At 59.1% G+C, this 25,326-nt stretch carries 27 protein-coding genes; 19 read left to right on the top strand and 8 right to left on the bottom strand.

Annotated features, from left to right (window positions below; genetic code table 11):
• Positions 1 to 12: 12 nt before the first annotated feature.
• From rpmF to ACZ5RG_RS09605, 18 genes are all read left to right on the top strand, one after another.
• Complete coding sequence (gene rpmF / locus ACZ5RG_RS09690) at positions 13 to 195, top strand: 50S ribosomal protein L32 (RefSeq protein WP_019575026.1); 183 nt, start codon at positions 13 to 15, stop codon at positions 193 to 195.
• A 111-nt stretch (positions 196 to 306) separates the two neighbouring features.
• Positions 307 to 1,371 carry a phosphate acyltransferase PlsX gene (gene plsX, locus ACZ5RG_RS09685; protein WP_312262123.1) on the top strand — a complete coding sequence of 355 codons (1,065 nt, stop codon included), beginning with the start codon at positions 307 to 309 and terminating at the stop codon, positions 1,369 to 1,371.
• Positions 1,368 to 2,345, top strand: coding sequence for a beta-ketoacyl-ACP synthase III (locus ACZ5RG_RS09680; protein ID WP_464446928.1), 978 nt, complete (start codon positions 1,368 to 1,370; stop codon positions 2,343 to 2,345). Before plsX ends, ACZ5RG_RS09680 begins: the two co-directional genes overlap by 4 nt.
• A gap of 79 nt (positions 2,346 to 2,424) precedes the next feature.
• The gene (gene fabD / locus ACZ5RG_RS09675) at positions 2,425 to 3,375 is read left to right on the top strand and encodes an ACP S-malonyltransferase (RefSeq protein ID WP_298596789.1); all 951 of its coding nucleotides are present in this window, start codon (positions 2,425 to 2,427) and stop codon (positions 3,373 to 3,375) included.
• Positions 3,372 to 4,127, top strand: coding sequence for a 3-oxoacyl-ACP reductase FabG (fabG, locus tag ACZ5RG_RS09670; RefSeq protein WP_298596792.1), 756 nt, complete (start codon positions 3,372 to 3,374; stop codon positions 4,125 to 4,127). Before fabD ends, fabG begins: the two co-directional genes overlap by 4 nt.
• A 62-nt stretch (positions 4,128 to 4,189) precedes the next feature.
• Complete coding sequence (gene acpP / locus ACZ5RG_RS09665) at positions 4,190 to 4,426, top strand: acyl carrier protein (RefSeq protein ID WP_019427049.1); 237 nt, start codon at positions 4,190 to 4,192, stop codon at positions 4,424 to 4,426.
• Positions 4,427 to 4,432: 6 nt separating this feature from the next.
• A complete protein-coding gene (gene fabF / locus ACZ5RG_RS09660) occupies positions 4,433 to 5,677 on the top strand; it encodes a beta-ketoacyl-ACP synthase II (RefSeq protein WP_298596795.1) in 1,245 nt (414 codons plus the stop codon).
• 14 nt (positions 5,678 to 5,691) lie between these two features.
• Complete coding sequence (locus ACZ5RG_RS09655; RefSeq protein ID WP_464446927.1) at positions 5,692 to 6,177, top strand: hypothetical protein; 486 nt, start codon at positions 5,692 to 5,694, stop codon at positions 6,175 to 6,177.
• Positions 6,178 to 6,224: 47 nt separating this feature from the next.
• Positions 6,225 to 7,718 carry a DegQ family serine endoprotease gene (locus tag ACZ5RG_RS09650; RefSeq protein ID WP_464446926.1) on the top strand — a complete coding sequence of 498 codons (1,494 nt, stop codon included), beginning with the start codon at positions 6,225 to 6,227 and terminating at the stop codon, positions 7,716 to 7,718.
• A gap of 498 nt (positions 7,719 to 8,216) precedes the next feature.
• Positions 8,217 to 10,025 carry a translation elongation factor 4 gene (gene lepA / locus ACZ5RG_RS09645; protein WP_019430442.1) on the top strand — a complete coding sequence of 603 codons (1,809 nt, stop codon included), beginning with the start codon at positions 8,217 to 8,219 and terminating at the stop codon, positions 10,023 to 10,025.
• A complete protein-coding gene (gene lepB / locus ACZ5RG_RS09640; RefSeq protein WP_464446925.1) occupies positions 10,025 to 10,990 on the top strand; it encodes a signal peptidase I in 966 nt (321 codons plus the stop codon). The genes lepA and lepB overlap by 1 nt, the downstream gene beginning before the upstream one ends.
• Position 10,991: 1 nt before the next feature.
• Positions 10,992 to 11,702, top strand: coding sequence for a ribonuclease III (rnc, locus tag ACZ5RG_RS09635; RefSeq protein WP_464448197.1), 711 nt, complete (start codon positions 10,992 to 10,994; stop codon positions 11,700 to 11,702).
• 62 nt (positions 11,703 to 11,764) lie between these two features.
• Positions 11,765 to 12,763, top strand: a complete 999-nt coding sequence (gene era, locus ACZ5RG_RS09630) for a GTPase Era (protein ID WP_464448196.1) — start codon at positions 11,765 to 11,767, stop codon at positions 12,761 to 12,763.
• 11 nt (positions 12,764 to 12,774) lie between these two features.
• Positions 12,775 to 13,524, top strand: a complete 750-nt coding sequence (gene recO, locus ACZ5RG_RS09625; protein ID WP_298596812.1) for a DNA repair protein RecO — start codon at positions 12,775 to 12,777, stop codon at positions 13,522 to 13,524.
• Positions 13,521 to 14,270, top strand: coding sequence for a pyridoxine 5'-phosphate synthase (locus ACZ5RG_RS09620; RefSeq protein WP_464446924.1), 750 nt, complete (start codon positions 13,521 to 13,523; stop codon positions 14,268 to 14,270). The genes recO and ACZ5RG_RS09620 overlap by 4 nt, the downstream gene beginning before the upstream one ends.
• Positions 14,267 to 14,698, top strand: a complete 432-nt coding sequence (acpS, locus tag ACZ5RG_RS09615; RefSeq protein WP_464448195.1) for a holo-ACP synthase — start codon at positions 14,267 to 14,269, stop codon at positions 14,696 to 14,698. Before ACZ5RG_RS09620 ends, acpS begins: the two co-directional genes overlap by 4 nt.
• A 45-nt stretch (positions 14,699 to 14,743) precedes the next feature.
• The gene (nagZ, locus tag ACZ5RG_RS09610; protein ID WP_464446923.1) at positions 14,744 to 15,829 is read left to right on the top strand and encodes a beta-N-acetylhexosaminidase; all 1,086 of its coding nucleotides are present in this window, start codon (positions 14,744 to 14,746) and stop codon (positions 15,827 to 15,829) included.
• Positions 15,830 to 15,847: 18 nt separating this feature from the next.
• On the top strand, positions 15,848 to 16,159 hold the full coding sequence (locus ACZ5RG_RS09605) for a hypothetical protein (protein ID WP_298596820.1): 312 nt from the start codon (positions 15,848 to 15,850) through the stop codon (positions 16,157 to 16,159).
• 63 nt (positions 16,160 to 16,222) lie between these two features.
• Here the strand turns inward: ACZ5RG_RS09605 and lysS are convergent, their stop codons facing one another.
• Together lysS and ACZ5RG_RS09595 are read right to left on the bottom strand one after the other, a co-directional pair.
• Complete coding sequence (gene lysS, locus ACZ5RG_RS09600) at positions 16,223 to 17,782, bottom strand: lysine--tRNA ligase (RefSeq protein ID WP_464446922.1); 1,560 nt, start codon at positions 17,780 to 17,782, stop codon at positions 16,223 to 16,225.
• 82 nt (positions 17,783 to 17,864) lie between these two features.
• Positions 17,865 to 18,539 carry an LON peptidase substrate-binding domain-containing protein gene (locus ACZ5RG_RS09595; RefSeq protein WP_464446921.1) on the bottom strand — a complete coding sequence of 225 codons (675 nt, stop codon included), beginning with the start codon at positions 18,537 to 18,539 and terminating at the stop codon, positions 17,865 to 17,867.
• Positions 18,540 to 18,571: 32 nt separating this feature from the next.
• On the opposite strand from ACZ5RG_RS09595, the gene ACZ5RG_RS09590 reads away from it, so the two are divergent.
• The gene (locus tag ACZ5RG_RS09590) at positions 18,572 to 19,120 is read left to right on the top strand and encodes a YggT family protein (RefSeq protein ID WP_315235733.1); all 549 of its coding nucleotides are present in this window, start codon (positions 18,572 to 18,574) and stop codon (positions 19,118 to 19,120) included.
• An 80-nt stretch (positions 19,121 to 19,200) separates the two neighbouring features.
• Here ACZ5RG_RS09590 and accD read toward each other — a convergent pair whose 3' ends face one another.
• The 6 genes from accD to ACZ5RG_RS09560 all read right to left on the bottom strand — a co-directional run bounded on the left by accD (position 19,201) and on the right by ACZ5RG_RS09560 (position 25,317).
• The gene (gene accD / locus ACZ5RG_RS09585; RefSeq protein ID WP_298596136.1) at positions 19,201 to 20,073 is read right to left on the bottom strand and encodes an acetyl-CoA carboxylase, carboxyltransferase subunit beta; all 873 of its coding nucleotides are present in this window, start codon (positions 20,071 to 20,073) and stop codon (positions 19,201 to 19,203) included.
• A 117-nt stretch (positions 20,074 to 20,190) separates the two neighbouring features.
• On the bottom strand, positions 20,191 to 21,000 hold the full coding sequence (gene trpA / locus ACZ5RG_RS09580) for a tryptophan synthase subunit alpha (RefSeq protein ID WP_298596138.1): 810 nt from the start codon (positions 20,998 to 21,000) through the stop codon (positions 20,191 to 20,193).
• A gap of 88 nt (positions 21,001 to 21,088) precedes the next feature.
• Complete coding sequence (gene trpB / locus ACZ5RG_RS09575; protein ID WP_298596180.1) at positions 21,089 to 22,372, bottom strand: tryptophan synthase subunit beta; 1,284 nt, start codon at positions 22,370 to 22,372, stop codon at positions 21,089 to 21,091.
• A 34-nt stretch (positions 22,373 to 22,406) separates the two neighbouring features.
• On the bottom strand, positions 22,407 to 23,111 hold the full coding sequence (locus ACZ5RG_RS09570) for a phosphoribosylanthranilate isomerase (protein WP_315235736.1): 705 nt from the start codon (positions 23,109 to 23,111) through the stop codon (positions 22,407 to 22,409).
• Complete coding sequence (truA, locus tag ACZ5RG_RS09565; RefSeq protein ID WP_298596142.1) at positions 23,108 to 23,893, bottom strand: tRNA pseudouridine(38-40) synthase TruA; 786 nt, start codon at positions 23,891 to 23,893, stop codon at positions 23,108 to 23,110. The genes ACZ5RG_RS09570 and truA overlap by 4 nt, the downstream gene beginning before the upstream one ends.
• Positions 23,890 to 25,317, bottom strand: a complete 1,428-nt coding sequence (locus ACZ5RG_RS09560; protein ID WP_464446920.1) for a type IV pilus assembly protein FimV — start codon at positions 25,315 to 25,317, stop codon at positions 23,890 to 23,892. The genes truA and ACZ5RG_RS09560 overlap by 4 nt, the downstream gene beginning before the upstream one ends.
• Positions 25,318 to 25,326: the final 9 nt, after the last annotated feature.

Genomic DNA, 25,326 nt, shown 5'->3' with positions numbered 1-25,326 from the left:
CAAGGAGCCATCATGGCTGTTCAGCAAAACAAAAAGTCGCCTTCCAAGCGTGGTATGCACCGTTCGCACAATGCCCTGAACGTGCCGGGCATCGCTGTCGAGCCAACAACAGGCGAAATCCACCTGCGTCATCACATCAGCCCCAACGGTTTTTACCGTGGCCGCCAAGTGTTGAAAAACAAGTCAGAAGCCTGATCGGCGTCAGCCCTCAAGCCTGAAGAGGCCCGGCGCTACTTTATAAGTAGCATCGGGCTTTTGTTTTTGTGGCTTTGAATTTTTCTCTACGGTTTTGAGCTCAAGGATTCCATGACCTCGCCCACCCCGATCACCCTGGCTGTCGATTGCATGGGCGGCGACCACGGTCCCCGCGTCACGCTGGGGGCATGCCGCCGTTTCTTGTCCACTCACCCTGATGCCCGGCTGCTGCTGGTGGGGCGTGCAGAAGCGCTGGCCGGTTTTGCCGATCCCCGAGCCGTTGTGGTGGCTGCGACTGAAGTGGTCGAGATGGACGATTCGCTCGAAATCGCCCTGCGCAAGAAAAAAAACTCCTCTATGCGCATTGCCATCGAGCAAGTGCGGGATGGCCAAGCTGCGGCGGCCATTTCAGCAGGCAATACGGGTGCCTTGATGGCGATTGCCCGTTATGTGCTCAAAACCATGGACGGCATTGACCGTCCCGCCATTGCAGGCCAGATGCCCAACTTCAAAGGCGGCGGCACCACCATGCTCGATTTGGGGGCCAATGTCGATTGCACACCCGAGCATTTGTTGCAGTTTGCTGTCATGGGGTCGGCGCTGGTCTCGGTGCTGCAAAACAAACAAAATCCCACTGTGGGCCTGCTCAATATCGGCGAAGAGGCGATCAAGGGCAATGAAATCATCAAAAAATCGGGCGAATTGCTGCGATCTGCGGCCAGTTCGGGTGATTTGAATTTCCACGGCAATGTGGAAGGCAACGACATTTTCAAGGGCACGGTGGATATCGTGGTCTGTGATGGCTTTGTCGGTAATGTGGCCTTGAAGGCCAGCGAAGGGCTGGCAACCATGATTGGTGGTTTTTTGAAAACCGAGTTTTCGCGCAATATTTTCACGAAAATTGCCGCGATCTTGGCTTATCCGGTCCTTTCTGCCTTTAAAGATCGTGTAGACCATCGTCGTTACAACGGCGCAGCCCTGCTGGGTTTGCGTGGCTTGGTGTTCAAAAGCCACGGTTCGGCTGACGAGGTGGCTTTTGAGACCGCCTTGAACCGGGCTTATGATGCAGCTCGAAACCAATTGCTGGACCGCGTTCGTGAACGCATCGCCCATGCCGCCCCTTTGTTGATGGGCGCGCAGGCCGATCGGGCTGAACCAGCGGTCACACCCGTATGAGAATTTATTCCCGCATTTTGGGCACCGGCAGCTACCTGCCGGAAAACCGCCTGACCAACGCCGATCTGGCCGCCCAACTGGCGCAGCAAGGTGTTGAAACCTCCGACGACTGGATCGTGGAGCGTACGGGCATCCGTGCCCGCCACTTTGCTGCCGACAACCAAGGCTGCAGCGATTTGGCGACCGAAGCAGCCCGTAAAGCGCTGGCCGCCGCCGGAATTTCCGCCGATGAACTTGATTTGATCATCGTGGGCACATCAACACCTGACATGGTCTTTCCGTCTGTGGCGACCATGGTGCAGCACAAGCTGGGCACCGCAGGCTGCCCCGCGTTTGACGTGCAGGCCGTGTGCAGCGGCTTTATTTATGCCCTGACGATCGCCGATTCGATGATCCAGTCCGGCTCGGCCAAGCGCGCCTTGGTGATCGGCGCCGAAGTGTTCAGCCGTATCCTCGATTTCAAGGACCGCACAACCTGCGTGTTGTTCGGTGACGGCGCAGGCGCTGTGGTGCTCGAGGCTGCTGACCAGCCCGGTATTTTGGCCACCGATTTGCATGCCGATGGCAAGTACAAAGACATTTTGTGTGTGCCTGGTCATGTGAACCGGGGCGGTATTCTGGGCGACCCGGTACTCAAGATGGACGGCCAAGCCGTCTTCAAGCTCGCCGTGGGCGTGCTCGAGGAAACTGCCCGTGCCAGCTTGGCAAAAGCCAACCTGACCGATGCCGATATCGACTGGCTGATCCCTCACCAGGCCAATATTCGCATCATGCAAAGCACGGCCAAGAAGCTCAAAATGAGCGCTGACAAAGTGGTGGTGACAGTCGATCAGCACGGCAACACCTCGGCCGCATCAATCCCACTGGCACTGGACACCGCCGTGCGCGATGGCCGCATTCAGCGCGGCCAGACCCTCATGCTCGAAGGCGTGGGCGGCGGCTTCACTTGGGGCTCGGTGCTCTTGCGTTATTGACGCGCTATTGATTTGACAGGCCCGGGTCAGCGATGCGCGGCACGCTCATCCGGATTCTTTCCAGATACAGAATTTGCACATGAACACATTTGCTTTTGTTTTTCCCGGTCAGGGCTCCCAGTCGGTGGGCATGCTTGATGCCTGGGGTGACCACCCCGTGGTGCTCGAAACCCTGAAAGAAGCCTCTGAAGCCCTTGGCGAAGACGTGGCTCAACTGATCCACGAAGGACCCAAGGAAGCGCTGGCCATGACCACCAACACCCAGCCTGTGATGCTGGTGTCGGCCGTGGCGGCCTATCGCGCCTGGCTGGCCGAAGGCGGTGCCAAGCCGTCCGTGGTGGCTGGTCACTCGTTAGGTGAATACAGCGCTTTGGTCGCTTCGGGCGTGTTGACGCTGGCACAAGCAGCGCCATTGGTGCGCTTGCGTGCCGCCGCCATGCAAGAAGCTGTTCCCGTGGGTGTGGGGGCCATGGCCGCCATTTTGGGGCTGGCCTCAGACAAAGTCATTGCAGGCTGCAAAGAGGCGCAGGCCACATTTGCGGCAGGCAGCGCTGAGGTGGTTGAGGCTGTGAACTTCAACGACGCAGCGCAAACGGTGATCGCAGGCAGCAAGGCAGCGGTCGACAAGGCCTGCGAAGTGCTCAAGGGCATGGGCGCCAAGCGCGCGTTGCTGTTGCCGGTGTCGGCCCCTTTTCATTCGAGCCTGATGAAGCCCGCTGCTGAAAAGCTGCGTGAAAAACTGGCCACCCTGACTTTGGGGGTGCCGCAGATCCCGGTGCTCAATAACATCGACGTGGCCATCGAAACCGATGCTGACCGCATCCGGGACGCGCTGTACCGTCAGGCTTTTGGCCCGGTGCGCTGGGTCGAGTGCGTGCAGGCCATCAAGGCCCGAGGCGTGACGACATTGGTCGAATGCGGCCCCGGCAAGGTGTTGGCTGGCATGACCAAGCGCATAGATGCCGAACTGACTGGTGTGGCTCTGTACGATCCGGCCACTTTGGCCGAAGTAAAAGGACTCCTCGCATGAGCGAAGTACAAAAATCTGAAAATAAACAGGTCGCGCTGGTCACGGGTGCTTCCCGTGGCATCGGTGCAGCCATTGCCCTGCATTTGGCCCAAGCGGGTTATGTCGTGATCGGCACAGCCACCAGCGATGACGGCGCCGCCAAGATCAGCCAAGCCCTTGCCGCGTATCCCGCAAGTCGTGGTGCGAATCTGGATGTCAATGATGCTGCTGCAGGCGAAGCCCTGATTGACGCCATTGTCAAAGAGCACGGCGGCCTGCAGGTGCTGGTCAACAACGCGGGCATCACCCGTGACCAGCTCGCCATGCGCATGAAAGACGACGATTGGGATGCGGTGCTGGACACCAACCTCAAGGCGGTGTTCCGCATGAGCCGCGCCGTGATCCGTCCCATGATGAAGCAGCGCTATGGCCGCATTATCAGCATCACCAGCGTGGTGGGTGCCTCTGGTAACCCCGGCCAGGCCAACTACGCTGCCGCCAAGGCGGGTGTGGCAGGCATGACCCGTGCGTTGGCTCGTGAGCTGGGCAGTCGCAACATCACGGTCAACTGCGTGGCCCCCGGTTTCATCGAAACCGACATGACCGCCAGCCTGCCCGAAGAACAACAAAAAGCCTTGCTGGGCCAGATTCCTCTGGGCCATCTGGGCAAACCCGATGACATCGCTCACGCGGTGGCCTACCTGGCCGGAAGCCATGCGGGCTATGTCACTGGACAAGAATTGCATGTCAATGGTGGCATGTTCATGGCCTGATTTTCGGAAACCCCTTCCGGACAGGTAAAATCTTCATTTTTCACAACCCTCAGAGGGACCCCATGAGCGATATCGAAGCACGTGTCAAGAAAATCATTGCTGAACAACTCGGCGTTGAAGAGTCACAAGTTACCAACGAAAAAGCCTTTGTGGCCGATCTGGGTGCCGACTCCCTGGACACGGTGGAACTGGTGATGGCACTCGAAGACGAGTTTGGCATCGAAATTCCTGACGAAGACGCAGAGAAAATCACGACAGTGCAAGCGGCGATCGACTACGCCCAAAGCAAGAAGGCCTGATCGAAGATGACCCGGCGCCGCGTTGTTGTCACGGGTTTGGGATGTATCAGCCCCGTGGGCAACACGGTCGCTGATGCATGGTCCAACTTGCTTGCCGGTCAGTCCGGCATTGGTCCCATCACTCGTTTTGATGCTTCAGCCATGTCCTGCCGGATAGCGGGTGAAGTTAAAAACTTTGACCTCGAGTCCTACATGTCCTCTAAAGAGGCCAGGACGATGGACCGTTTCATCCATTACGGCGTTGCTGCTGCCGCGCAGGCCATTCAAGATTCGGGCTTGCCTACGGGCGATGCACTGGATGAAGAAGCTGCATGCCGAATGGGTGTGGTGATTGGTTCTGGTATCGGTGGCTTGCCGCTGATTGAAGACACCCACACCGAATACACGGCGCGCGGTGCGCGTCGAATTTCCCCATTTTTCGTGCCGGCCTCGATCATCAACATGATCTCAGGCCATGTATCGATGCGCAGTGGTTTCAAAGGCCCTAACCTGGCCGTCGTGACCGCTTGCACCACAGGTTTGCACTCCATTGGCGAAGCCGGTCGTTTGATCGAATACGGCGATGCCGATGTGATGGTCGCTGGAGGATCTGAAGGCTGCGTGTCGCCGCTGGGTGTGGGTGGCTTTGCAGCCATGCGCGCTTTGTCGACCCGCAACGACGACCCCTCGGCGGCATCGCGTCCTTGGGACAAAGACCGTGATGGTTTTGTGCTGGGTGAAGGTGCTGGTGTGATGGTGCTCGAAGAGTACGAACACGCCAAAGCCCGTGGTGCCAAGATTTACGCCGAGCTGTCGGGCTATGGCATGAGCGCGGATGCTGGTCACATGACCGCCCCGAACATGGACGGCCCCCGCCGCGCCATGATCAACGCCATGCGCAATGCCGGTGTCAACGCAGACCAGATTGACTATCTGAATGCCCACGGTACCTCAACGCCGCTGGGTGACATCAACGAAACCAGTGCCATCAAGGCGGCTTTGGGCGATCATGCGTATAAAACCGTGGTCAGCTCGACCAAGTCCATGACGGGTCATCTTTTGGGTGGCGCGGGCGGCATTGAGAGCGTGTTCACCGTGTTGGCACTGCACCATCAAAAAGTGCCGCCAACGATCAACCTGGTCAACCCTGACCCGGAGTGTGATCTGGACTACTGTGCCAACACAGCACGCGATATGAAAATCGATGTGGCCCTGAAAAACAACTTTGGCTTTGGTGGTACCAACGGTTCTCTGGTGTTCAAACGCATCTGAACTGAGTCGTCATCATGCACAACGCCCCACCTGTGGTTTTCCCGGTGGGGCGTTTTGTTTGGGGGCGCTGGATTTTGGTCCTGCTGGCGTTGATCGGTGCCTTCGGCTTGTACTTTGTGCAGAGCTTGGGGGTTACCGCTTCGCTGCCATGGGCCTGGGCATGGGCTTCGGCCTTGTGGGCCGTTCTGGTCATGGTGTCGCTGTTTATTTACTTGAAAGAATGGTTGACTGAGGGCTCTCTGGCCTGGAGCGGAGAGGCTTGGTGCTGGCGTGATGCACGCGGGCATGAAACAGGGATTCAACTGGTGGTTCTGGCTGATGTGGGCTCGGCGCTTTGGGTGGCTGTGCGCATGCTGAATAACGCGGGGTGGCCCACCCAGCGCTTTGCCTGGATGGTGGGTCGTGAAATGCCTCAGGCGTGGCACGGATTTCGCTGCGCGGTATATTCGTGCCCAAGGCCTGAGCGAAAGATGGCCGAGCGTGAAGTCGATGAATATTGAAGACTTGAAGTCGACGCTGTTGACATTATTTATTGTTGAATCAGCAGATGGTTATGAAGCCCAAGGAGGCATTGGTGTTCAAAAAAATTTGTAAAAAATGCACAGTGACTGTGCTGGTTGCCGCAAGCTGGTTCGGCGTATTGAGCTTGGGCGTTTCTGGTGCAGCCATGGCGCAAAGCGCCGGGTCTTCCGTCAGGGGCTTGCCGGATTTCACTGAACTGGTGGAGCAGGTAGGTCCTTCGGTGGTGAACATTCGCACACTGGAGAAAGCACGGCCAAGCGAAGTCAGCCCGGGTGGCTCTGACGAAGAAATGCAGGAACTGTTCAGGCGTTTCTTTGGTGTGCCCATTCCCAACGTTCCGCGCCAGGCACCACGACAAAACAGACCGCAGGAAGACGCGCAACCGAAAGGGGTGGGCTCTGGTTTTATCTTGAGCGCCGATGGTTTCATCATGACCAATGCCCACGTCGTGGAGGGCGCAGACGAAGTGCTGGTGACACTGACCGACAAACGGGAATTCAAGGCCCGCATTGTGGGGGCTGACAAACGCACCGATGTTGCAGTGGTGAAAATCCAGGCCACTGACTTGCCTGCGGTGAAGGTGGGTGACGTGAACCGCTTGCGGGTGGGTGAGTGGGTGATGGCCATCGGCTCGCCCTTTGGCTTGGAGAACACGGTCACGGCGGGCATTGTGAGCGCCAAGCAGCGCGACACAGGCGACTACCTGTCATTTATTCAGACCGATGTGGCGATCAATCCGGGTAATTCGGGGGGCCCTTTGATCAATATGCGCGGTGAGGTGGTGGGCATCAACAGTCAAATTTATTCCCGTTCGGGTGGATTCATGGGCATCTCGTTTGCCATTCCCATGGATGAGGCGATGCGAGTCAGTGAGCAACTGCGTGCGAGTGGCCGCGTCAGCCGTGGTCGCATTGGTGTCCAGATTGCGCCGGTGACCAAAGACGTTGCCGAGTCCATCGGTCTGGGCAAGGCGCAAGGTGTTTTGGTGCGCGGTGTTGAAGAAGGCTCGCCCGCAGAAAAGGCGGGCTTGGAAGCCGGTGACATCATCACGCGCTTTGATGGCAAGCCCATTGAAAAGCCCGCAGATTTGCCCCGTGCGGTTGGCAATACCAAGCCGGGGAGCAAAGTGGGCATGACGGTTTTCCGTCGTGGTGGCCATAAGGAGTTGAGCATCACCGTGGCCGAAATCGAGGTCGACAAAGTGGCTGCGGCGTCGCCCGAGAAAAAAGCACCCGTCGCCACTGGCCAGCATTGGGGTTTGGCGGTCAGTGGTTTGACTGAGGCACAAAAGAAAGAGTTTCGTGTCCGTGGTGGCGTGCGCGTTGACGCGGCCACCGAAGCGGCCGCCCGAGCGGGTATTCGCGAAGGTGATTTGATCGTGGCCATTGCCAATGCCGAAGTGACTTCGCTCAAGGAGTTTGAGCTGATCATGTCCCGTGTGGATAAAAATCGCCCCATCAGCGTCCTCATTCGCCGAGGTGATGGGGCGCAATATGTGCTGATTCGACCCGCTAAATGAAAGCGCCGACTTGTCAAAAGCCCACAGCACTCAGGAGGGCATTGGGCTCAATTCAAGGCTTTCAGCGGGCTGAGTTCAAAAATTTTGGGTTTCTTTAAAAGATTTTTAAAGTTTGCGCCAACTGACTTTGTTGGGCTCTCATAACGAATTTGGATAAAATTAGGGGTCTTGACCATTGATTGATGGCATAAAGCGCAGGGGTGAATTCACGATGCGAGATTCCACACAGGAGTCCACCGCTGATCCACAGATGGCCCACAAGTTGTTCAGCAAGATGTTATGTTTGCTGTGGATAACATGTGCATAAAATCCATGTTGCAAAGCAGCAACGACCTGCCAAACGTGTTTTTGGGGCTGTGCGTGTGGGCCAATTTGCCTACAATGAAGTCCCAACTATCGCAGTTGCCATAGATTGTTGGTTCAGGGCGCGTCGACACCAGACGCGCCCTTTTTTCTTTTACGGATCCTAGATCCACAAACACTTGCAGACGTTGCTTGATGAATCACATCAGAAATTTTTCGATCATTGCCCACATTGACCATGGCAAATCCACGCTGGCCGATCGCTTGATCCAACGCTGTGGGGGTCTCGAAGCGCGCGACATGGAAGCCCAAGTTCTGGACTCGATGGACATCGAGAAAGAGCGCGGCATCACCATCAAGGCGCAAACCGCTGCGCTGCAGTACAAAGCCCGTGACGGCCAGGTTTACAACCTGAACTTGATTGACACGCCTGGCCATGTGGACTTCTCATACGAAGTGTCGCGTTCGCTGTCAGCCTGCGAAGGTGCCTTGCTGGTGGTGGATGCCAGTCAGGGTGTAGAAGCCCAGACGGTGGCCAATTGCTACACCGCGCTCGATTTGGGTGTGGAAGTGGTGCCGGTGCTGAACAAAATGGATTTGCCCAACGCCGATCCCGATAACGCCAAGTCCGAAATCGAGGACGTGATTGGCATTGATGCCGATGATGCGATCCCTTGCTCGGCCAAAACCGGTATGGGCGTTGATGAGATTTTGGAGGCGGTGGTCGCCCGTATTCCGCCACCCAAAGGCAACCCCGATGCGCCCTTGCGGGCCATGATCGTCGACAGCTGGTTTGACAGTTATGTGGGTGTGGTCATGTTGGTGCGTGTGGTCGATGGCCAGTTGCTTAAGGGCGAGCGCATTCGGATGATGGCCAGCAATGCCGTCTACGAGGCGGGCAGTCTGGGCGTGTTCACCCCTGCCAACCAGCCACGCGAATCGCTCAAGGCGGGCGAGGTGGGTTACATCATTGCCGGCATCAAGGAATTGCAGGCCGCCAAGGTGGGCGACACCGTCACACTGGAAAAGAAGTTGCCCAACAACCAAGGCCCAGCCACAGAGGCGTTGCCCGGTTTCAAGGAAATCCAGCCTCAGGTGTTTGCGGGTCTCTACCCCACCGAAGCCAACCAATATGACGGGCTGCGTGATGCGCTCGAAAAGCTCAAGCTCAACGACGCATCTTTGCATTACGAACCCGAAGTCTCGCAAGCGTTGGGCTTTGGTTTCCGTTGCGGCTTTTTGGGTTTGCTGCACATGGAAATCGTGCAGGAGCGTCTAGAGCGCGAATTCGACCAGGACCTGATCACCACAGCGCCCAGCGTGGTTTACCAAGTGGTCAAGCCGGACGGCGAAGTTGTCATGGTCGAAAACCCGTCCAAGATGCCCGATCAAGGCAAGATGCAGGAAATCCGGGAGCCGATCGTCACGGTGCACCTGTACATGCCGCAAGATTACGTTGGCCCTGTCATGACGCTGGCCAATCTGAAGCGCGGCGTGCAACTCAACATGGCCTACCACGGTCGTCAGGTCATGCTGACTTACGAAATGCCTTTGGGTGAAATCGTGCTCGACTTCTTTGACAAGCTCAAATCGGTCAGCAGAGGCTATGCGTCCATGGACTATGAGTTCAAGGAGTTCCGCGCATCGGACGTGGTGAAAGTCGATATTTTGCTCAACGGCGAAAAGGTCGATGCGTTGTCCATCATCGTGCACCGCACCCAGTCTCAGTACCGTGGTCGCGCTGTGGTGGCCAAAATGCGCGAAATCATCAGCCGCCAGATGTTCGACGTGGCCATTCAAGCGGCGATTGGTGCCAACATCATTGCCCGTGAGAGCATCAAGGCGCTGCGCAAGAACGTGCTGGCCAAGTGTTACGGCGGCGATATTTCGCGCAAACGCAAGCTGTTGGAAAAGCAAAAAGCGGGTAAAAAGCGCATGAAACAAATTGGTTCGGTCGAGGTGCCTCAAGAGGCGTTCTTGGCCATTTTGCAGGTGGAAGATTGATGCAGTTTTTAACGTCTTTGGTGCTGGCTGCTTTTGTGGGTTATGCCGGCAGTTGGTACCTTGGGTTCATTGAGGGCAACTTCGCGCTGCTCTTGCTCTTGGCTACAGTCGTCACGGGCATTTACTGGCTGGCTGAGCGCTTTGTTTTTCTGCCCCAGCGCCAAAAGGCGGCAGCCCAGCTTGAGGCCGAAACCGCGCAGCGCCGTGCAGAACTGACCAAGATGGGCATCGATAAGGTGGACACCGATATTCAGGAGGCCCGTGAAAAGCTGTTGATGCAGCCGTGGTGGCTCGACTGGACTGCAGGTCTGTTCCCGGTCATCGTGGTTGTTTTCATCTTGCGCTCGTTCCTTTTCGAGCCCTTCAAGATTCCCTCGGGCTCCATGATTCCGACCCTGCACATTGGCGACCTGATTCTGGTCAATAAGTTTCATTACGGTGTCCGTCTGCCAGTGGCCAACATCAAGCTCACCGAGGGCACGCCCGTGCAGCGCGGCGACGTGATGGTGTTCCGTTACCCGCCCAAGCCCACAGTCGACTACATCAAGCGTGTGGTGGGCGTGCCGGGTGACGAGGTGGCTTATCTGAACAAGAAGCTCACCATCAACGGCAAGCCTGTTCCAACCCAAGACTTGCCTGATTTTTTTGATGAATCCACCATGCGGTATTTCAAACACCGCAGCGAAACATTGGGTGTCAAGCCACACCAAACTATCCAGGACGATGACCGTCCCGCCTTCATCCCCGGCGCTGATCAGTTCGCAGGGCGCGAAAACTGCAACTACACGGTCGAAGGTGTGACCTGCAAGGTGCCTGCGGGCCATTACTTCATGATGGGCGACAACCGCGACAATTCGCTGGATTCTCGCTATTGGGGTTTTGTGCCCGATGCCAATATCGTCGGCAAAGCCTTTTTTGTCTGGATGAACTTTGGCAACCTCAAGCGCATTGGCGCTTTTGATTGAGGTGAGCGTGGCCACATCCTCCGCTGTACCTCCTGCCTTGTCCGAGCTGCAAATTCGCTTGGGCTATGCCTTTCGCCAAGTGGGTTTGCTGCAGCAGGCACTGACGCACCGCAGTTTCAGCGCCGATCACTACGAGCGTTTGGAATTCCTGGGTGATTCCGTGCTCAATTTGGCTGTGTCGCACATGCTCTATGCCCAACTGGTCGACATGCCCGAAGGTGATTTGTCGCGTGTCCGGGCCAATCTGGTCAAACAAGACACCTTGCATCAGTTGGCCAAAACGCTGGATGTTTCTGCCGTGATGCGATTGGGTGAAGGCGAGATGCGCTCGGGTGGGCAAGGCCGGCCCTCCATATTGGCTGACATGGTCGAAGCCATCATCGGTGCGGTGTACCTCGATGGCGGTTACAAAGACGCACAAGCCTTGGTCGAGCGCCTGTTTGCCAAGGTGGACATCAAACCCGATATGCAGGCAGTGGGCAAAGATCCCAAGACCGAGCTGCAAGAGTGGTTGCAAGGACGTAAGCTCGCGCTGCCCAAATACACGGTGGTCGGCACCTCCGGGGCCGCACACCGCCAGCAATTCGAGGTCTCTTGTGAAGTGACCGAATTGCGCCAAACACAACAAGGCTCGGGCGCGTCGCGTCGCGCTGCCGAACAAGCAGCGGCAGCCGCCATGCTGCAAACTCTGAAATCCGAAAGCGCCGCATGAGCACCGACAAAAAAACCGCCCAATCCGAATCTGAACCCGAACGCATGCCGCAAGAACAAGCCATGCGCCGTCCCGTTCAAATCGCGGGTGTGACCATTCAGCCGCGTGATGCGTCGGAAGACGCTGCTTTGCCCGCTGTGGTGGTGGCTGCCCCCGTGCCCGTGGCAGGCCAGCGCTGCGGCTTGGTGGCCATTGTGGGCAAGCCCAACGTGGGCAAGTCCACTTTGCTCAACGCCTTGGTCGGCCAAAAAATCAGCATCACCTCGCGCAAGGCACAAACCACGCGCCACCGCATCACCGGCATCCGCACGCAGGGTGCGGCGCAGTATGTGTTTGTCGATACACCGGGGTTTCAGACCATCCACGGCACAGCGCTCAACAAATCGCTGAACAAAACCGTGGTCGGTGCTGTGAGCGATGTGGACCTGGTGCTGTTCGTGGTCGAAGCGGGCAGTTTCACCACGGCCGATGCCAAAGTGCTGGCGCTGCTCAAGCCCGGTATCCCGGTTTTGCTGGTGGCCAACAAGCTCGACAACGTGCACCGCCGTGGCGACATCGCGCCTTGGTTGCAAAGCATGCAAGAGCGCCACGCCTTCACCGAGTTCGTGCCCATGTCGGCCAAACAGCCCAAAGACATCGTGCGCTTGCTCGACATCTGCGAAAAATACCTGCCCGAGCAAGCTTGGTGGCATGCCGAAGACGAGTTGACCGACCGCAGCGAAAAGTTCTTGGCCAGCGAAATGGTGCGCGAAAAACTCTTCCGCCTGACGGGTGACGAGTTGCCCTACACCTCCACCGTGGTGATCGACAAGTTCGAGGAAGAAGCCGGACGCACCTCTAAGCGCATGTTGCGCATTGCGGCCACCATCGTGGTCGAGCGCGAAGGCCACAAGGCCATGGTGATTGGTGACAAGGGCGAAAAACTCAAGCGCATCGGCACTGAAACGCGTGTCGAGCTGGAAAAACTGCTGGACGCCAAGGTCTTCATCGAGCTGTGGGTCAAAGTGCGTTCAGGTTGGGCCGACGACGAAGCGCGCGTGCGCAGCTTCGGCTACGAGTAATTTCAGCGCCAATGGCCACCCAGCGGATCGCAGACGAGCCAGCCTATGTGCTGCACCGCTACGACTGGAGCGAAACCAGCCTGATCCTGGAGGTCTTTACCCGCCACCACGGTCGGGTGGCGCTGGTGGCCAAGGGCGCCAAGCGACCCACCTCGAGCTTTCGTCCTGTGTTGTTGCCCTTGCAGCCGTTGTCGCTGGCTTTTGGCGGTGATGGCGACATCCGCACCCTCAAGTCTGCCGAATGGGTGGGTGGGCACGTCATGCCCACCGGTGAGGCGCTGCTGTCGGGCTATTACCTCAACGAATTGCTCATGCGCTTGACGGCGCGAGATGACCCGCACCCGCAGTTGTTTGACGTGTACGCGGCTGCTGTGCGCTTGCTCGCCAGCGGCGACCCCGACGCCCTGCAATGGGCTTTGCGTGGGTTTGAGCTGTTGTTGCTCAAAAACATGGGCTTGCTGCCCGCACTCAACTTGCAAACCCTGACCCTCAAGCCACTGGAGCCGGAAGGCTTTTACACCCTGGTGCCCGAGGCCGGCTTGCAATGGGTGCCCGAAGACAGCCGACACGCTTTGCGCGGTGCGCAGTGGCTGGCGCTGCAAACGGCACTGGACGACCCCAGTCCGTTGGCCGCCTTGCTGCGCGCGTGTGCCGACTTGCTCGGGCCGCTGCAGCGCCCTTTGCGCTTGATGCTCAACTACCATTGCGGTGTCGGCGCATTGCGCACCCGTCAAATGATGCTGGACTTGCAAACCTTATGAACACAAATTCTGAACGCGTGGCCTTGTCGGTCAACGTCAACAAAGTCGCCTTGTTGCGCAACTCCCGTCACCTGGGCATTCCCAGTGTGGTCCGAGCCGCCGAAATGTGCCTCCACGCGGGTGCGCAGGGCATCACCATCCACCCCAGGCCCGACGAGCGCCACATCCGTGCCAGCGACGTGGCCGAGCTCAATGCCTTGATGCAGGCCTGGCCCGACCGCGAGTTCAACATTGAAGGCAACCCCTTTCACAACCTGATGGACCACGTGCGCGTGGTGCGTCCGCAGCAAGTGACCTTTGTGCCCGACAGCGAAGGCCAGTTCACCAGCGACCATGGCTGGACTTTCCCGCAAGATGCCGAGCGCCTGAAGCCCTTGATCGACGAGTGCAAGGCGCGGGGTGTGCGGGTGAGCCTGTTCATGGACCCGCTGCCTGAGCAAATGGCAGCGGCCCGTGCCGTGGGCGCAGACCGTGTTGAGCTGTACACCGAGCCTTATGCCGCCAGCTGGGGCACGCCCGATAACGCCGTGCAGTTGCAACGCTACGCCGATGCGGCAGCCGCGGCCACGCAAGCGGGCTTGGGCCTGAACGCAGGGCACGACCTCAACCGTGACAACTTGCCCGCCTTTGTGACGGCGGTGAAGGGCTTGCAAGAAGTCTCGATTGGCCACGCCTTCATGGCCGACGCCTTGGAGCTGGGTTACAGCGCCACGGTACAGGCCTACTTGGCTTGCCTTGCAAAATGATCTACGGCATTGGCACCGACATCTGCGACATCCGCCGCATTCAAGCCAGCCTGGACAGGCATGGTGAGCGCTTTGCGGCCAAGGTGCTGAGCGACGCCGAAATGGCCACCTGGAAAGCCCGCAGTGCCCGCTGGCCCGAACGTGGTGTGCGCTATCTGGCCACACGCTTTTCGGCCAAAGAGGCCTTCAGCAAAGCCATTGGCTTGGGCATGCGCATGCCCATGACTTGGCGCTTGTGCGAAATCGGCAAACTGCCCAGTGGCCAACCGGTCATCGTGTTGCACGGCGTGTTGAAAGAATGGTTCGAAGCCAAAGGCCTGAGCGCACACATCACCGTGACCGATGAATCGGAGTACGCCGCCAGTTTTTGTGTGGTCGAGACCGCACCCTCGGCAGCTTTACCGATTGCCGTCAGCGCGGCCCCTTGATATGGGGCGGTTCACCCCGAACTGCCTGTTGAACTTGAAACACCCATGAACCTTCACGCCCCCCTGATTCTGGACATTGCCGGCACCACATTGACCGACACGGATCGCCGCCGCCTGGCGCATCCGCTGGTGGGCGGCATGATCCTGTTTGGCCGCAACTGGCAAAACCGTGCGCAGTTGAGCGACTTGTGTGCCGACATCAAAAACACCCGCTCTGACCTGCTGATTGCGGTGGACCACGAAGGTGGCCGCGTGCAGCGCTTTCGCACCGATGGCTTCACCCATTTGCCACCCATGCGCGCCCTGGGCGAACTTTGGGGCCAAGACGACAAGGGTCAACCCGGCTCGGGTGTGCTCAAGGCCTGCGAAGCGGCCACATCGGCTGGCTTTGTGCTGGCCAGTGAGTTGCGCGCTTGCGGTGTCGATTTCAGCTTTACCCCGGTGCTCGATCTGGACCACGGCGAAAGTGGCGTGATTGGCGACCGCGCTTTCGCCCGCGACCCACGTGTCGTGAGCCTGCTTGCCCGCAGCCTGATGCAGGGCCTGCTGCAGGCCGGTATGGGCAACTGCGGCAAGCATTTCCCCGGGCACGGCGCGGTCAAGGCCGACTCGCATGTGGCGCTGCCCGTGGACAAACGCGGCCTCAAAGCCATCTTGGCCGACGACGCGCAGCCCTACCGCTGGCTGGGCAGTGTGCTCACCGCCGTCATGCCCGCCCATGTGATCTACAGCAAGGTCGACAGCCGCCCGGCGGGTTTTTCGCCGCGTTGGCTGCAAGACATCCTGCGCGGACAGTTGGGCTTTCAGGGCGTGGTTTGTACCGACGACTTGTCGATGGCGGCCGCCCGTCAGCTTGATGGGCGCACGCTCAGCTACACCGAAGCGGTGATCACTGCGCTGCACGCGGGCTGCGACTTGGCCTTGCTGTGCAACCGCTCGGCAGTGAACGAGGGCATTGAGCTCGACGAAGTTCTTGATCAATTGGCCGAAGCCCAGCTCAAAGGCCACTGGAAGCCCAGCGAAATCAGCGAAGAACGGCGTTTGAATCTCTTGCCCCGATCACCCGCACGCCCTTGGGACGAGTTGGTCCGCTCGAGCGACTACATGCAGGCGCTGGACCGCTTGCCTTGATCTGAACAGGACACGTCAATGAACTGGATTGCGCGCATCGTCATGGGACTCTTAGGTCTCGTATTTCTGGCGGGCCTCTTGGCCGCGCTGGGCCTTTACATCGTGTTCGCCACCATCCGCTGGCTGCTCACGGGCCGCAAACCCCAAGTGGTGATGGTTTGGCAGCAGTTCAATGCCATGCGCAAGAGCCCACGCTGGGGCGGCCCGCGTGGCTTTGAAACGGGTACGCCATCCGGGTTCGAAGCGCAAAGCCAAGGCGATATCGTCGATGTAGAAGTGCGCGAGGTGGTGGAAGACGCGCCACGCTTGCCGCCCCGCCAGCAGAGCTGAGGCCTAACACCCTGAAACAACAAACCCGGCTAAGGCCGGGTTTGTTGTTGGGGCTTTGCGCGTTTATTCCTGAATGTGCCTCAGGGCCGGGAACAGGATCACGTCGCGGATGCTGGCGCTGTCGGTCAGCAGCATCATCAGTCGGTCAATGCCGATGCCGCAGCCGCCCGCTGGCGGCATGCCGTATTCGAGGGCACGCACAAAGTCGTGGTCGTAGTACATGGCTTCGTCGTCGCCGTCGTCTTTGGCGGCCACTTGCGCGTGAAAGCGTGCAGCTTGGTCTTCGGCGTCGTTCAACTCACTGAAGCCATTGCCAAATTCGCGGCCTGTGATGTAGAGCTCAAAGCGCTCAGTCACTTCGGGGCGGCTGTCGTTGGCGCGGGCCAGCGGGCTGATTTCGGTCGGGTGTTCCATGATGAAGGTCGGCTCCCAGAGCTTGTCTTCCACGGTTTCCTCGAAATAGAACACCTGCAGGCTGGCCAGGGTGCGGGTGGACAGCTTGTTCTTTTCTTCGTTCATGCCCAGCTTTTTCAGGGCGTTGATCAGCCACTCGGCGTTGTCCACGTTGTCACCCGCTTCGGTGTGCTTGACGATCGCTTCGCGGATGGTCATGCGGGCAAAAGGCTTGTTCAGGTCAACCGGCTTGCCGTTGTAGCTCAAGTCCAACGTGCCCGCCGCGATCATGGCGGCGTCGCGAATCAGCTCTTCAGTGAAACCCATCAGGTCCTGGTAGTTCCAATACGCCGCGTAGAACTCCATCATGGTGAATTCGGGGTTGTGGCGCACCGAAATGCCTTCGTTGCGGAAGTTGCGGTTGATCTCGAACACGCGCTCAAAGCCACCGACCAGCAAGCGCTTGAGGTACAGCTCGGGTGCAATGCGCAAGAACATCTCTTGTTCGAGCGCGTTGTGGTGCGTCACAAAGGGTTTGGCGTTGGCACCACCGGGAATGGGGTGCAGCATGGGCGTTTCAACTTCGAGGAAGCCGTGCTTGACCATGAATTCGCGGATGCCACTGACGGCCTTGCTGCGGGCCATGAAGCGCTTGCGAGCGGCTTCGTCGGTCATCAAGTCCACGTAGCGTTGGCGGTATTTGACCTCTTGGTCGGCCACGCCATGGAACTTGTCGGGCATGGGGCGCAAGCTCTTGGTGAGCATGCGGATCGAGGTGGCATGGATCGACAACTCGCCCGTGCGGGTTTTGAACAGGTGGCCTTCGACGCCCACGATGTCGCCCAGATCCCAGTGCTTGAACAGAGCGTACAGATCTTCGCCCACGTCGTCGCGGGTGACATAGACCTGGATGCGGCCAGTGGCGTCTTGCAATGTGGCAAAGCTGGCCTTGCCCATCACGCGCTTGAGCATCATGCGGCCAGCCACTTTGGCCGTGGTTTTGGCCACGCCTTCACCGTTCAGCGCTTCGGCGGCTTTTTCGCCATGGGCTTGGTGCAGGTTGGCGGCGTGGTGCTCGGGCTTGAAATCGTTGGGAAAGGCCACGCCCTTGCCATCGGCCTGCGCTTGGCGCATGGCCTTGAGTTTTTCGCGGCGCTCTGCGATCAGTTGGTTTTCATCCTGGAGCGCGTGGACTTGCGCGGCAGCGGCGTTGGCAGTCGTGTCAGACATGGCGAGGTGCGGTTGGGCTCGGGTGCGGCTGGCCGCCCGATCCGGGGTTGTAAAGGTGCGCGAATGCGCAAAGCCTTCTATTTTAAGAGTTTGCGGGCGGTTTCTGGTCGGCGCTGCCGCCAGAAGGTGTTGATTCCACCATGTCGCCCACCAATTCCAGACGCATCAAGGGTTCTCGCAGCGTGAACAGGCGGTATTTCATGGCCAGAGGCAGGGGCAGCAACTCGCACCAGCGGTGAGACAGCCATGCGCAATCGTCCAGCGCCCAAGGCTGTGGCCAGTGGGGCAGGACGCTGTCCTGCGCGCTCAATGTTGCCAGCGCTGCCTGGATTTGCGGGATCAGATATTGAAGGTGATCCGGCACGGGCATGTGGGGCTCGGTTGGCAAGTCTTGCACTTGGCCGCGCCACAGACCGTCGCTGCGCTGTTGGGTGCTGTGAATCTCAAACCGTTCTACACCCCGGCACCACACCAGCACCACGCCTGCTTGTGGGCGTTCGATGCGCTCGATCTGGACCCGCGTGCCGATGGGTTCGAACTGCTCTGCCACAGCGCCTGGGCGGTGCACTTCACGGCCTTGTGTCAACGTGACCACTCCAAAACCGGTGCCCAGGCGCTCGCATTCGCCAATCATTTGCAGGTAACGCAGTTCAAACAATTGCAAAGGCAACAAGGCGCCAGGAAACAGCACGGTGCCCAGCGGAAACAAGGGCAATTCCGTCAAGGAGGCGGGAGATGGGGCGTCGTTGTCAGGCATCTGGGTATCATCGCACGAGCAGGAGAAATTCAATGTTGTTTCAGATGGTCAGTATGGTGTTGGACATGGTTGCGGGCTTGATCGCAGGCACATGTTTGCTGCGGTTTTTGATGCAGTGGCAGCGCATTTCCTTTCATCAGCCCTTGGGCCAGTTTGTGTTTGCGGTGACCGACTGGCTGCTGTTGCCGCTGCGCCGGGTGATTCCGGCATGGTCGGCCTGGGATTTGTCGAGCCTGGTGGGGGCGTTTCTCATCAAATTGGTGCAATACACCTTGTTGTGGTTGGTCGCAGGAGGCCAAGGGGCCTTGGGCTTGTTGCCTTTGGTGAGCCTGGTCGGTTTGGCCCAGTTGGTGGTGTCTGCCCTGAGCGCGTTGGTGCTGGTGCTGGCGGTGTTGTCGTGGATCAACCCCGGCTCGCCTATGTACAGCCTGGTGGCACGCTTGGGTCAACCATTCTTGCGGCCTTTTCAGCGGCTGGTGCCTCTGATTGGCGGGGTAGATTTGTCGCCCATAGCCCTGTTGCTGGTGCTGCAGCTATTGGGCATGGTGTTCGCGCGGTTGCAGATGAGCTGGATGTACTGAGCCGCCTAACTCCCGCCTAACACGCGCCCAAAACGAAAGGCCCTCCGAAGAGGGCCTTTGTTTTTGAGGGGCAGAGCCGGTCAGCTCACCGCATCGGCGCTCTGGCGTTGCAGCATGGCCAGTGTGCTGGCGATGGTTTTGCGCAGTTCGCGGCGGTCACAAATGAAGTCCACCGCGCCCTTGGTTTGCAGGAACTCGGCGCGCTGGAAGCCTTCGGGCAGGGTCACGCGCACGGTGCTCTCGATCACGCGGGGGCCTGCAAAACCGATCAGGGCTTTGGGCTCGGCAATCACCACATCGCCCAAAAAGGCAAAACCGGCCGATACGCCACCCATGGTCGGGTCGGTCAGCACGCTGATGTAGGGCAGGCCTTTTTTGGCCAGTCGGGTCAGGGCCGCATTGGTTTTGGCCATTTGCATGAGCGACAGCAGACCTTCTTGCATGCGGGCACCGCCTGTGGCGGTGAAGCAAACGAAGGGCACTTTTTGTTCGATGGCGGTTTCGACACCGCGCACAAAACGCTCACCCACCACGGAGCCCATAGAGCCGCCCATGAAATCGAATTCGAAGCAGGCCACCACCAGGGGAATGCTGTGCACCGCCCCACCCATGACGACCAAGGCGTCTGTTTCGCCCGTGTTGTTCATGGCTTCTTTGAGGCGTTCGGGGTATTTGCGGCTGTCCTTGAACTTCAGGGCATCGACCGGCAACACTTCCTGGCCGATTTCGTAGCGGCCTTCACCGTCCAGAAAACCGTTCAGGCGTGCGCGCGCACCAATGCGCATGTGGTGCGAGCAACCTGGGCAAACGTTTTGGTTTTCTTCGAGCGCGGTCTTGTAAAGCACGGTCTCGCAGCTGGGGCATTTGATCCACAAGCCTTCAGGCACAGACCGGCGATCGGCCGGGTCGGTGTGCTGGATCTTGGGGGGGAGCAGTTTTTCAAGCCAACTCATTTGATTCTCCTGTTGGGGGGATTATCGTTGAAGCCTTCCGAGGAAGGCCGTAGTGCTGACCGACGTGTCAGCGGAGCACGTTCAGTCGCCGTGGCAGCCTGTTGCAAGGCCGCAGGGTCATTGGTCTAGAGCCTGGCGGATGCCCGAGAGAAATTCACCTGCCACGGCGTTGATGCTTCCTGCCGGTGCGGCGTCGATCAGCTGGATCAGGCGTGAGCCGATCACCACCGCATCGGCGACTTTGCCAATGGCTTTGGCGGTGGCCGCATCACGGATGCCAAAGCCCACGCCCACGGGAATGTGCACATGCTGGCGAATGCGCGGCAGCATGGCCTCGACCGCATCGGTGTCCAACGTGCCCGAGCCCGTGACGCCTTTGAGCGACACGTAATACACGTAGCCGCTGGCCACTTGAGCCACTTGCTGCATGCGTTCTTCGGTGCTGGTGGGGGCCAGCAAAAAGATCAGATCCATGCTGTGGGCGCGCAGTTTGGCGGCAAATTCCACGCATTCTTCGGGTGGGTAGTCGACGATCAACACGCCGTCCACACCTGCAGCCGAGGCATCGCGGATGAAGCTGTCTGTGCCGTGTTTCTGGTCATAACGCTCTACCGGGTTGGCGTAACCCATCAACACCACGGGAGTTGTGTTGTTGGTCTGTCGAAACTCGCGAACCATGGCCAGCACCTGCACGGTGCCAATGCCCAAGGCCAGCGCTTTGTCGCCGGCTTTTTGGATCACCGGGCCGTCGGCTGAAGGGTCAGAAAACGGCACACCCAGCTCAATGACATCGGCCCCGGCTTGGGCCATGGCGTGCATCAAGGGCACGGTGGTTGTGGCTTGGGGAAAGCCTGCCGTGACATACGGGATCAGGGCTTTACGTCCCTGGGCTTTCAGGGCGGAGAGGGTGGCGTCAATGCGGCTCATGGGTGACCTTGGATTTTTGTTGGGGACCGCCCCTGCGCGTGAACGCTGGGGGCGAATCCTTCGCGAGCATGGGCTCGCGCCTAGAGGGTTATTTGACGAAGTTCACCGGCTGCTCAGCGCCTTTGACCGACTGGCCTTGGCAGCTGGGGCGGCAGTAAAAGTCGGCATTCGACAGATCGGCCACCGTGCCGATGTCCTTGTCGCCACGGCCAGACAGGTTCACCAGAATCGATTGGTCCGGGCGCATGGTTTTGGCCAGCTTCATGGCATAGGCCACGGCGTGGCTCGACTCCAGGGCGGGGATAATGCCTTCGGTTCGGCACAGGTAGTGAAACGCTTCCAGTGCTTCCTTGTCGGTGATGCCCACGTACTCGGCGCGGCCAATGTCCTTGAGGAAAGCATGCTCGGGGCCAACGCCTGGGTAGTCCAGACCGGCGCTCACGCTGTGCGTTTCTGTGATCTGGCCATTCTCGTCTTGCAAAATATAAGTGCGGTTGCCGTGCAGCACGCCGGGTGTGCCCAGTTGCAGTGAGGCAGAGTGCTTGTTTGTGTCCATGCCTTCGCCCGCCGCTTCCACGCCGATCAGACGGGTTTTTTCGTGCGAAATGTAGGGGTAGAAGATGCCCATCGCGTTGCTGCCACCACCCACGCAAGCGATGACCGCATCAGGCTGCTGTTCGGCCATTTTCAAGCTCTTGAACATCTCGGGCATTTGCGTCAGGCACTCTTCGCCGATCACGCTCTGGAAGTCGCGCACCATCATCGGGTAGGGGTGTGGGCCTGCCACGGTACCGATGATGTAGAAGGTGTTGTCCACGTTGGCCACCCAGTCGCGCATGGCTTCGTTCAGGGCGTCTTTGAGGGTTTTGCTGCCCGACTCAACTGGCACCACGGTCGCGCCCAGCAGTTTCATGCGGTACACGTTGGGGCTTTGACGTTTGACGTCTTCAGCCCCCATGTACACCACGCACTCCAGCCCGTAGCGGGCACAGATGGTGGCGGTGGCCACGCCGTGCTGGCCAGCACCCGTCTCGGCGATCACACGCGGCTTGCCCATGCGCTTGGCCAGCATGGCCTGGCCGATGGTGTTGTTGATCTTGTGGGCGCCGGTGTGGTTGAGGTCTTCGCGCTTCAAGAAGATTTGTGCACCGCCCATTTCACGGCTCATGCGCGCCGCGTGGTAGACGGGTGAGGGGCGGCCCACAAAGTGGGCCAGTTCAGACTTGAACTCGGCGATGAATTCGGGGTCGTGCTGGTACTTGGCGTAGGCCGCTTTGAGTTCGTTGATGGCGTGCGTCAGGGTTTCGCTGACGAAGCTGCCGCCATAAATGCCGAAATGGCCCTTGGCATCGGGTTGTTGGTAGTCGTACATGGCAGATGGTGCCGGGGTTGAAGCCGGAAAAATTTCAAAGGAGGTCAGCATCAGCGGCACGGACGGCCGCCACAAATTGCTGGATTTTTTCGGCATCTTTCAGGCCTTTGCCTGCTTCGATGCCTGAGCTCACGTCAACGGCCAGAGACAGGCCGTGCGAGCGCAGCGCCCGAATGCCATCGGCCACGTTTGCAGGTGTGAGTCCACCAGACAAAACGAGGTGAGCATTGACGTTTGGTGGCAGCAGTGACCAATTGAATGTTTTTCCGCCCCCGCCGTATCCGTCGACATGGGCGTCGAGCAAGAGGGCTTGGGCTTTTGGGTGAATGAGGGCAAATTCTAGCAAGTCGAAGTGGGCCGCTTCCGACAGGGGGATTCGGGCCGCCTTCAGGTGCGGGCGGCCGGTGAGTTGGCTCATGGCTTCGCAAAATTCGGGCGTTTCGTCGCCGTGAAACTGCAGCAAAGCGCCTGGCACTGCCGCACAAGCGGTCTTGATGCGCTCGGCCGTGTCGTTGACGAACAGCAATACCGGCGTTGCAAAGGCCGGCAGCAAGCGGGCGAGTTCGGCTGCGCGCTCGATGCTCACGTTGCGCGGGCTGGGCGGGTACAACACAAAGCCAATGGCGTCTGCCCCAGAGGCACAGGCCGCCAGCACATCGGCTTCGCGGGTGAAGCCGCACATCTTGATGCGGGTGCGTTGCTGAGGTGAGACGGCTTGCGGCTTGTTCGGCTGGGTCATGGCAACCAATCAAAAGCGGGGGTGGTGTCGGGCAAGCCCCATTCCGGGCTGTAGATCGGCCCGGCAAAGTAGAGGCCATCGGGCGAAAACGTGGGGGCTGCGGCATCGCGGCTTTTGGCCAGCAACACCTCGCGCATCCAGTCTGGCGACTGGTTGCCTTGGCCAATGCTGACCAGGCAGCCCATGATGTTGCGGATCATGTGGTGCAAAAAAGCGTTGCCTTCAAACTCAAAGCGCCAATAAGCACCGCGCTTCGAAATCTGGATGTGCCGTAGCGTCTTGACCGGTGACAGGGCCTGGCAACTGCTGGCCCTGAAAGAAGAAAAGTCGTGTTCACCCAATAAATGCAAGCTGGCTTGGCGCATGGCATCTTCGCTCAGTGGGCGATAAATCCAGCCGACGCGGCCGGTCTCCAGACTGGGGCGCACCGCTGAATCCAGCAGGATGTAGACGTAACGGCGGCCAGTGGCACTGGCGCGGCAGTGAAAGCTCTCGGGCACCACTTGGGCCCATTGCACGGCGATGTCGGAGGGCAAATACCGGTTGGTGCCGCGCACCCAAGAGGACGCATCGCGCTCCAGCGGGGTGTCAAAGTGCACCACCTGCATCAGGCCGTGCACGCCCGCATCGGTGCGGCCTGCGCACAAGGTGCTGACGCGGGCAACATCGCAAAATTGCGCCAGGGCTTTTTCGAGCTTGTCCTGGATGGTCAAGCCCGAGCTTTGGCTTTGCCAGCCTTGGTAGGCTGTGCCTGAATAGCAGACACCAAGCGCGAGTCTCACGTTTTGGAACCCGATGGTGTGAACACATTTGGGGCTTCTTTGGCTTCAGGCGAGGGTGTCAGATTCAAGTCCAGATTGGCAAACTGAGGCGGCAAGCCCGAGCTGAAGAGGGGTGGCGTGGGGGTCGATGCCGGTGCTTTTTCGGGCGTGCCCTTGCTGCCAAACAAATCGACATTCGATTCCCTGTTGCGCCTGACAAGCCACACCGAACCCACCATGGCCGCCAAAAGACCCACCACCCACGCCCAGGTGGACTGGTTGTGGCTGACCTGCTCCAGCAAGGAGCGGGGTGCCGCTTGTGCGGCTGCCGTGGGCAGCTTGGGTTTCAAGGCCGATGGCTCGTCAGGGTTTGTTTTTTCGGTATCCGGGCTTGCCGACAGAGACTTCAATGTTTCCAGGTTCTTTTTCAGTGCGGCCAGTTGCTCGGTTTTGTCCTGTATTTCACGCTCAACCGCCAGACGGGCTTCGTCGCTGTCGGTGGTGACTTCCCGTTTGCTCAGGGTCAATTTGTCTTGCGCGGGCTCGGCCGGTGCCGGCGTGGGTAATTTGGGGGCGATTTTGCCGGTCATTTCACGGTTGGCGCTGTCTGTGGCTTTCAGCGTGGATTGCGCCAGGCGGCGGGCATAAGCCACAAAGTCCACGGTTTGCGCGATGACCGTTTGCCGTGCTTCTTCGGCAGAAATCTGCGCCGCTTCTTGCGCGTTGGGCAGAAGAACCTGAACGCCTTCGCGCAACAGGTTCACATTGCCTTCAATGAACGCCTCAGGGTTGGCGCGCACCATGGCCAGCAGCATTTGGTCGAGTGACACACCCGCAGGCATTTTTTGCAAAACCAGCCTGGAGGCAGTGTCGCCAGCACGCACCGTGATGGCGTCTTCAGCGCCGCGGACTGCGCTCGGCATCACAGGCGCTGCAAGGGGGACCAAAGCCTGGGGCGAAACCACTGGAGCGATGACTGTGGCATCGCCCTTGGGTTTTTCAGCGGAGTTTTTCAGTGCACCAACAGGCGAGACCAGCAGCGTGTAGTTCATGGCCAAGCGGCCTGAAGGCCATTGCGCTTCCACGATGACATCCACGAAGTGGTCGGTCACAGGTATTTGCCCGGCCAAGGCGATGTAGGGCTTGCCATCGCCCCGAAACTCAAGACGCGCTTGCAAGCCGTTCAAGGCGGGGTTGAACGCCATGCCTGCTTGCTCAAAACTGGCGGATTCAGCCAGCTGGATCTTGAGTTTGCGAAGGTCTTCTACTTTGTATTGCGTGATTTCAATGGCGGCCCGAAGTGGTTGGCCCAAACCTGACTCCACCGAAAGCGGGCCCAGAGTCACCGCATTGGCCAACAAGCTGGCGCAGGCCAGCGCCGACGCCATGGCCCAAGACCTGGCAGGGTGATGGGCCGTGTGGGGGTAGCAGCTCGTGCGCAGCATGTTTAGGAT

The sequence above is a fragment of the Limnohabitans sp. TEGF005 genome (genome assembly GCF_055394835.1).
The sequence above is the reverse complement of the archived record's forward strand: the minus strand, read 5'-3'. Positions and strand labels throughout refer to the sequence as shown.